The 7,667-nt window shown below is 65.7% G+C and carries 9 protein-coding genes and 1 tRNA gene; 4 read left to right on the top strand and 6 right to left on the bottom strand.

The genetic code is table 11. The features are described from left to right. The 4 genes from ACP5E6_RS00470 to ACP5E6_RS00455 all read left to right on the top strand — a co-directional run. Nucleotides 1–209: helix-turn-helix domain-containing protein (locus ACP5E6_RS00470; protein WP_427950179.1), on the top strand; the 209-nt coding region annotated here is incomplete at its 5' end. Between the two features lie 63 nt (nucleotides 210–272). Further along, the gene (locus ACP5E6_RS00465; RefSeq protein ID WP_427950176.1) at nucleotides 273–1,202 is read left to right on the top strand and encodes a DnaJ C-terminal domain-containing protein; all 930 of its coding nucleotides are present in this window, start codon (nucleotides 273–275) and stop codon (nucleotides 1,200–1,202) included. Beyond that, nucleotides 1,199–1,546 (top strand): chaperone modulator CbpM, encoded by a 348-nt coding sequence (locus tag ACP5E6_RS00460; RefSeq protein WP_427950174.1) that lies wholly within the window; start codon nucleotides 1,199–1,201, stop codon nucleotides 1,544–1,546. The genes ACP5E6_RS00465 and ACP5E6_RS00460 overlap by 4 nt, the downstream gene beginning before the upstream one ends. Nucleotides 1,547–1,639: 93 nt before the next feature. Further along, nucleotides 1,640–2,575 carry a LysR family transcriptional regulator gene (locus ACP5E6_RS00455; protein ID WP_427950171.1) on the top strand — a complete coding sequence of 312 codons (936 nt, stop codon included), beginning with the start codon at nucleotides 1,640–1,642 and terminating at the stop codon, nucleotides 2,573–2,575. A 15-nt stretch (nucleotides 2,576–2,590) separates the two neighbouring features. Here the strand turns inward: ACP5E6_RS00455 and ACP5E6_RS00450 are convergent, their stop codons facing one another. The 6 genes from ACP5E6_RS00450 to ACP5E6_RS00425 all read right to left on the bottom strand — a co-directional run bounded on the left by ACP5E6_RS00450 (nucleotide 2,591) and on the right by ACP5E6_RS00425 (nucleotide 7,499). Beyond that, a complete protein-coding gene (locus tag ACP5E6_RS00450) occupies nucleotides 2,591–3,517 on the bottom strand; it encodes an ABC transporter permease (RefSeq protein WP_427950168.1) in 927 nt (308 codons plus the stop codon). Next, nucleotides 3,514–4,608 (bottom strand): ABC transporter permease, encoded by a 1,095-nt coding sequence (locus ACP5E6_RS00445; protein ID WP_427950166.1) that lies wholly within the window; start codon nucleotides 4,606–4,608, stop codon nucleotides 3,514–3,516. The genes ACP5E6_RS00450 and ACP5E6_RS00445 overlap by 4 nt, the downstream gene beginning before the upstream one ends. Next, on the bottom strand, nucleotides 4,592–6,145 hold the full coding sequence (locus ACP5E6_RS00440) for an ABC transporter ATP-binding protein (protein WP_427950377.1): 1,554 nt from the start codon (nucleotides 6,143–6,145) through the stop codon (nucleotides 4,592–4,594). The genes ACP5E6_RS00445 and ACP5E6_RS00440 overlap by 17 nt, the downstream gene beginning before the upstream one ends. 181 nt (nucleotides 6,146–6,326) lie before the next feature. Then, nucleotides 6,327–6,596 (bottom strand): HU family DNA-binding protein, encoded by a 270-nt coding sequence (locus ACP5E6_RS00435; RefSeq protein WP_427950164.1) that lies wholly within the window; start codon nucleotides 6,594–6,596, stop codon nucleotides 6,327–6,329. Between the two features lie 177 nt (nucleotides 6,597–6,773). Then, on the bottom strand, nucleotides 6,774–7,352 hold the full coding sequence (locus ACP5E6_RS00430; protein ID WP_427950161.1) for a DUF4337 domain-containing protein: 579 nt from the start codon (nucleotides 7,350–7,352) through the stop codon (nucleotides 6,774–6,776). Nucleotides 7,353–7,423: 71 nt separating this feature from the next. Then, nucleotides 7,424–7,499 (bottom strand) — tRNA-Phe (locus ACP5E6_RS00425). Nucleotides 7,500–7,667 lie beyond the last annotated feature (168 nt).

Genomic DNA, 7,667 nt, shown 5'->3' with positions numbered 1-7,667 from the left:
CTGACCCTGGCCTGCCCAACCCCGACCTGCGCGATATCGTCCGCGCCCGCATCCGCGCCGCGTATCACGCGCATGGCGGCAACATCAGCGCCACGGCGCGCAGCCTCGGCGTGTCGCGCAACACGGTCTATCGCGGCCTCGACCTCGCCATCCCCGCCACGCCGTCGCCACCAGGGAGGGATGACCGGTCCGGCCGGGCAGGACTATGAAATTCGCCTCTCGCGTGCTTTGATCGCACCGATGCCCGTTGTTGCCGACCAAGGATAACCCCGTTGCCAAATCCCTATGAAACCCTCGGCGTCGCACGTGACGCCACGCCGGACGCCATCCGCCGCGCCTATCGCAAACTGGCCAAGACCCATCACCCCGACCTCAACCCCGGCAACGCCGCAGCCGAAGCCCGCTTCAAGGACATCGCCACCGCCTACGCGCTGCTGTCCGATGCCGAAAAACGCGCCCGATTCGACCGCGGCGAGATCGATGCGGAGGGTCATGAAACCCCGCAACGCCCGCATTATCGCGACTACGCCCAGGCCGCCGCCGGCCAGCGCTATACAAGCCAGGGTGGCGGGCCGTCCGCCGGCTGGGACCCTGAAGACCTCGAGGCGATATTCGGCACCATGTTCAATGAAGCCAACCGCCCGCGCAACCAGGGTCCCGCCCGCGGCGCCGATGCGCATTACAGCCTCGTCACCAGCTTTCTCGACGCGGTCAACGGCACCACCACGCGCCTCACCCTGCCCGACGCCAGCGTGCTCGACGTCAAAATCCCGCCCGCCACCGAGGATGGCCACATCCTGCGCCTGCGCGGCAAGGGCAACCCCGGCCGCAACGGCGGGCCGCCCGGCGATGCGTTGATCGCCATCAGCGTCACCCCGCACCCGATTTTTTCGCGCGACGGGCAGGACATCAGGCTCGACCTGCCGATCACCCTGTCCGAAGCCGTGCTCGGCGGCCCGATCGAGGTGCCGACCCCGGGCGGCGCGGTGCGCATGCGGGTCCCGCCGCATTCGGATAACGGCACCGTGCTGCGTCTGCGCGGCCGCGGTGTGCCCGGCCACGGCAGCATCCCGGCGGGCGATCTCTACGCCACGCTGCGCGTGACCATCGGGCCGGTCGATCCCGCCCTCGAAGCCTTCCTGCGCGACTGGAAACCCGCGACCGCCCATAATCCACGCCAGACCATGGACAGCAAACCATGATCACCGAAACCCTCACCATCGACCTTGTCATCCGCGAAATCGACGGCGTCACCCGCTCCGAACTCGACCGCTGGATCGAAAACCAGTGGGTCCGCCCCGATCCCACCCCCACCGGCTACAGCTTCGCCGCGATCGATCTCGCCCGCACCCGCCTGATCCACGAACTCGTCTCCGATCTGCACATCAACGATGACGCGCTGCCCGTGGTGCTGTCCCTGCTCGATCAGCTCTACGACCTGCGCCGCCGGCTGCACGACCTCGGCGAGGCGATCACCCAGACCGCCCCACCCGATGTTCGCGCCAGGCTGATCGCACGGCTGACCCGGATCGACCCGCAGGATTGACCTTATGTGGCGCCGCTGCGCCGGCCAAGCCCGCGCGATCGCGTGACACCGCTGGCTTTCGTCACCCCGACACCTCCGGCATAATGCCCTCCCATGCATAAATCCTCGCTCTATCGCACGGCCTTGTATTTCGACGCGGTGCGCCGTCACGGCTCGATCCGCGAGGCGGCGCGGCATCTGGATATCGCGGCTTCGGCGGTCAACCGGCAGGTGCTCAACCTCGAAGAGGAACTCGGGCTGGCGTTGTTCGAACGCCTGCCGGGGGGCATGAGCCTGACCCCGGCGGGCGAGGTGATGGCACGCCACGCGATCGCGGTGCTGCAGGATGAGCGGCGCGCCTGGTCGGAATTCGAGGCGCTGCGCGGACTCCGGCGCGGCGAGATCGCCGTGATCTGCGCCGAATCGCTGAATGCGCGGTTTCTGCCGCGCATCATCGAGCGGATGGCCACGCGCTATCCGGGGTTATCGATCCGGCTGCGCACCGAGGGGTCGAACGATATTCCCCAAAGCCTGCGCGATGGCGATTCCGACATCGGCATCGCGTTCTCCCTGCGCCGTGACTCAGGGCTGCAGCAACTCGCGGTCGAGCGGTTGCGCCTCGGGGCGGTGGTCCGCGCCGGCCATCCGCTGATCGGTGACGCCATCGAGGGCACCATCAGCTTCGCGCATTGCGTGCGCCATCGCTTGATCATGCCGAGCGTGGATCTGTCGATCCATTCGCTCATGGCGCCGCTGCGGCAGCGCTTCGAGGGCAGGCTCGACATCATGATGGAGACCAATTCCGTCACGCTGATGAAAAACCTGACCCAGACGCTCGATGTCGTGGCGTTCCAGGCGCGGATCGGCATCGAGGCCGAACTCGCCGATCGCAGCCTGGTGTTTCTGCCGCTGGCGCGGCCGGGTCCGGTGGTCACCGAACTCGGGGTCTATCTGCGCCAGGGCCGGACATTGTCGGCGGCGCTCGACATGTTCGTGGCATTGGTGCGCGAGGAAATGGCCGGGTGCGTGATCGCCGACGAACGCCCCTGATTGCGGCGGGCGATTTCAGGTGACGGCGTGGAAGGATTTGCCGAGGCATGCGGGCTGGTTCAGCCTGATCCGCCGCCGGTCGCGCGAGATCAGGACGAGGACGACGACGGTGCCGATATAGGGTAGAGCCGAGATGAACGGCGAGGGGATCGGCACGCCGAGACCTTGCAAATACAGCGACAGGAAGGTGATGCCGCCGAACAGATAGGCGCCGGCCAGCAGCCACGCGGGCCGCCACGCCGAGAACACCACGAGCGCCAGGGCGATCCAGCCGCGCCCGGCCGCCAGATCCTGCGACCAGAGCGGCGAGTAATAGAGCGACAGATACGCCCCCGCGATGCCGGCCATCGCGCCGCCGAACCCGATGGCGGCGTAGCGGATCGTCAGGACGTCATAGCCGATCGCGTGGGCGGCTTCGTGACTGTCGCCGACCGCGCGCAGGATCAATCCGGCATGGGTGCGGCGCAGAAACCACGAGATGCCGGCCAGCAGGGCGAGCGATCCGTAAACCAGGATGTTCTGACCGAACAGGATCGGCCCGATCAGCGGCAGCGTGGTCAGGCCGGGGATGTCGAGATTGTGCAGGGTGGGCGCCGCGATGCCGACATAGCCGGCGCCCATCAGGGCCGCGAAGCCATGGCCGAAAATGGTCAAGGCGAGTCCGGTGGCGATCTGGTTGGCGAGCAGGGTCAATGTCAGAACGGCGAACAGCATCGAGATCGCCATGCCCGCGCCGGCGGCCGCGACCACGCCGAGCAGCGCGCTGCCGGTGGCATGGGCGGTGGCGAAACCCGCGATCGCGCCGATCAGCATCATGCCCTCGACGCCGAGATTGAGCACGCCCGATTTTTCGGTGATCAATTCACCCGATGCCGCGAGTAATAACGGTGTCGAGGCGCTGATGATGCTGACGATGACGCTGGTGAGTTCAAGCAGGGTCATGTCGCCGCTCCGCTTTCCGCCGGACGCGCGATCGGCCTGAGGCGGCGGAACCGGTAGAGGATCAGGATGTCGCAGGCCAGCAGGTAAAACAGGAGAATGCCCTGGAAAATGCCGGTCACCGCGTTGGGCAGATGCAGGTCGATCTGCGCGGCATCGCCGCCGAGATAAGACAGCGCGAGCAGCAGGCCCGCGAAGATCACGCCGATCGGTTGCAGCCGGCCGAGGAAGGCGACGATGACGGCGGTGAAGCCGTAGCCGGGGGTGACGCTGGTGGTGAGCTGACCGATCGGGCCGGTCACCTCGATGATGCCGGCAAGCCCGGACAGGCCGCCGCTGATCAGCATCGCGATCCAGATCAGGCGGTTGGTGCTGAACCCGGCATAGCGCGCGGCGCGCGGCGCGGCACCGGCCACCCGCAACTGGAAGCCGAGCACGGAGCGGCCGAGGATCTGCCACAGGGCAAGGGCCAGCAGGATCGCGAGCAGGCTGCCCAGATCGATCGTGGTGCCGGGGATGATGATCGGCGTGGTGGCATTGGCGGAAAACATCGCCGATTGCGGAAAGCCGAATCCGCGCGGGTCGCGCCAGGGACCGGTCACCAGCCAGACCAGCATGAGCGCCGCGACATAGGTGAGCATCAGGCTGGTCAGGATTTCATTGGCGTTGAACCGGGTTTTCAGCAGCGCCACGATCGCCGCCCAGCCCATCCCGCCGAGAATGCCGAACAGCAGCACGGCGGGATACAGGATGAAGAACGGGGCGTTCGGCGCGTAGAGCGCGAGCCCGCCGCCGGCGATGGCGCCGAGGGTGAACTGACCATCCGCGCCGATGTTCCAGACATTCGCGCGGTAACACAGGGCGAGGCCGATGCCGATCATGATCAGCGGGGTCGCGCGCAGGGCGAGGGCCGAGAGACCGGCGCTGCCGATCAGCGGGGCGATCAGAAACGTGTAGATGCCCTTGACCGGCGGCGCGCCCATCAGCGCGAACAGCGCCATGGTGGTCAGGATGGTGAGCAGGATGGCAAGCACCGGCGAGGCATAGACCCAGAACACCGCGCGCTCGCCGCGCGGTTCAAGCCGGAACTGCATCATCCGCCTCCTCGAACACCGTCTCGGCGGCGGCGGCGGTGCCGCCCATCAGAAGGCCGATCTGTTCGATCGTGACGGCGCCGACCGGCATCGGTGCCGAGACCCGGCCGGCGGCGATCACCGCGATCCGGTCGCAGAGCATCAGGAGTTCATCGAGGTCCTGCGAGATGATCAGGACCGCGGCGCCGTTGCGCGCGAGGGCGACGACCGCCTCATAGATCGCCGCCGCCGCCCCGGCATCGACGCCCCAGGTGGGTTGATTGAGCATCAGCAGGGTCGGCTGTTGCAGCATTTCGCGACCGATCAGGAATTTTTGCAGATTGCCGCCCGAGAGCGAGCGCGCCTCCGCCTCGGGGCCGGTGGTGCGAACGTCGAACGCCTTGATGATCGCGCGGGCGAAGTCGCCGGTGCGGCGCCGGTCGATCAGCCCGAGGTGTTGCAACGCGCCGCGGACATGGCCGGAGAGGAAGCCGTTTTCGGCGAGGGTCATCGAGGTGACGGCGCCATGGCCGTTGCGTTCCTCGGGCAGGAAAGCGCAACCGCGGCGGCGGCGGGCGCGCGGACCGTCATGGCCGATCGGGGCGCCATCGAGCGTGATGGTCTCCGGGCGGCCGGAAGGAATTTCGCCGGACAAAGCATCCATCAATTCGGACTGGCCGTTGCCGGCGATGCCGGCGATGCCGAGGATCTCGCCGGCGGCGACGCTGAGCGAAATATCCTTCAGATCGGTGCCGAAGGGTTGATTGGAGCGGATGGTCAGACGGTCGAGCACCAGGCGGGGGGCGGCTTCGGTTTCGATGCGATGCGCGAAATTCTGGGGTTGCAGCCGGGCGCTGATCATCAGCTCGGCAAGCTCGCGGGCGGATTTTTCCGCGGGCACACATTCGGCCACCACCTTGCCGAGGCGCATGATGGTGGCGCGCTGGCAGAGGGCGCGGATTTCCTCGAGCTTGTGGCTGATGTAGAGAATCGAACACCCCTCCTCGGCAAGACGGCGCAGGGTTTCGAACAGGCGGAACACTTCCTGCGGGGTGAGCACCGAGGTCGGTTCGTCCATGATCAGCAGCTTGGGCTTCTGGAGCAGGCAGCGGACGATCTCGATCCGCTGGCGTTCGCCGACCGAGAGGTCATGCACCGCGCGGGCGGGGTCGAGCGGGAGGCCGTAGCGGTGGGAGATGTCGGCGATGCGGTCGGCCAGGCCGATCCGGTCGGATTTATCGGCGAGACCGAGGGCGACGTTCTCGGCGACGGTCAGCGCCTCGAACAGGGAAAAATGCTGGAACACCATGCCGATGCCGAGGGCGCGCGCCTGGGCCGGGTTGGCGATGGTGACCGGCTCGCCCTGCCAGGCGATGCGGCCGGCATCGGGCTTCATCACGCCATAGATGATTTTGACCAGGGTGCTCTTGCCGGCGCCGTTTTCGCCGAGCAGGGCGTGGATTTCATGCCGGCCGATCGCGAGATCGACATCGTCATTGGCGCGGCAGCCGGGGAATTGCTTGGTGATCCCGCGAAGGGACAAAACCTCGCCACCCATCGTCAAGGCGTTGCGCCCATCATGCCATCGTCCCCCGGCTGGAGGGCCCGGATCGAACCCCGCGGGAGGTGAGACTATCGAGTTCGATCGTTGCCTGCAACAACGAAATCAGCCTCACCTGTTGCCGAAATCGCTACGCGGCATCCCCCCTCGATCCGCGCTTGCGGGCGGTGTTTCAGCGTCAGACCATTTTTTTCAGCGACGGCGACGCCTTGAACCGCACGGTCTTGCCGGCCTTGACCTTGATTTCGGCGCCGGTGCGCGGATTGACCCCCTTGCGCGCCTTGGTTTTGCGCACCGTGAAGGTGCCGAAGCTCGGCAGGGTGAATTTGCCGGTCTTTTTCAGCTCCTTGACGATCGACTGCATCAGGTCGGTCGCGGCGCGGTTCGAGGCGACGCCGGTGATGCCGGCTGATTTCTGGATGACTTCGGCGAGAAACGCTTTCGACATGGTCGAAGCCTCTTTCCTGTGCTCGATCGGCGCCCGCATCAACGCAATGACACCGATGCCGGCTGATCCGGCGGGTTGAAGACTCTTACGCAGCAGCCAACAACGAATCGGCAACTCGCGAATCTTGTAACGATTCGCGAAAAGGTTGAACAGGGGGCAGATGGTTCGGCGATTAAATTAAAACAGCGCCATCACGGCGATGCCGCCGAGAAAAGATACAACGCCAAGACCGAGAGAGACCAGGCCGAACGCGACAATCTCGGTGACCACCGAAACCGACGCCAGAACGATCGCGATCTGCAACGCACCGACCGCGATTTCCAGCAAATGGTAACGATGCAGCTGATGATCCCGCGCCACGGTCTGGCGCAAGGCCTGCTGCATCAACTGCGCCTTGCCCTCATGCTTCGCCGGATCGGAAATCTCGCGCGCCGCCTTGGCCTCGGCCGCTTTCGCACGCGCGGCCAAAGCGGCATCGTGGCTGGTGCTCGCCAACGCACCCAGAAGCTCGGCCTGACCCGCGGCGATTTCGGATTTGATCGATTTCGCCTGATAGAACGCCCAAGTGTCACTCACCCCGATCTGCCGGGCGATATAGTCGTTCTGGGCGGATTTTTCGCCCATCTCGCAAATCGCGAGACCCGCCGCCAAAATGCCGATCAACAGCGCCATCCGCCGCGCATGATGCGCCTCAGGATGCTCCTTCAAATGCTTGTGCCGCTCCAAACTGTCGGTCGCGGTCTCAATCCCGTCCATCACCATAAAGGTCCATATACCGGTAAAAAAAGGAAGCGCTGGCAAAAAAAGGAAGCGACTTCGGGCCGCGATGGTGCCCAGGGGCGGAATCGAACCACCGACACTGCGATTTTCAGTCGCATGCTCTACCAACTGAGCTACCTGGGCCTCTCGCGTGCGACGGGGTCTAGCTTAACCCGGCGCGGTCATCAAGTGGCAGAACCGGCGATCAGCCGCATCCCCCCGTCTCCCCATTTTTATTGCGATAACGTAACGATTTAGACGTGCAAACGCGCCGCCCGCCGATCAGCGATTTTTGAAAATCTTGCGATCGGG

The sequence above is a fragment of the Acidiphilium sp. genome, from assembly GCF_049977125.1.
Lineage (GTDB): Bacteria > Pseudomonadota > Alphaproteobacteria > Acetobacterales > Acetobacteraceae > Acidiphilium.
The sequence above is the reverse complement of the archived record's forward strand: the minus strand, read 5'-3'. Positions and strand labels throughout refer to the sequence as shown.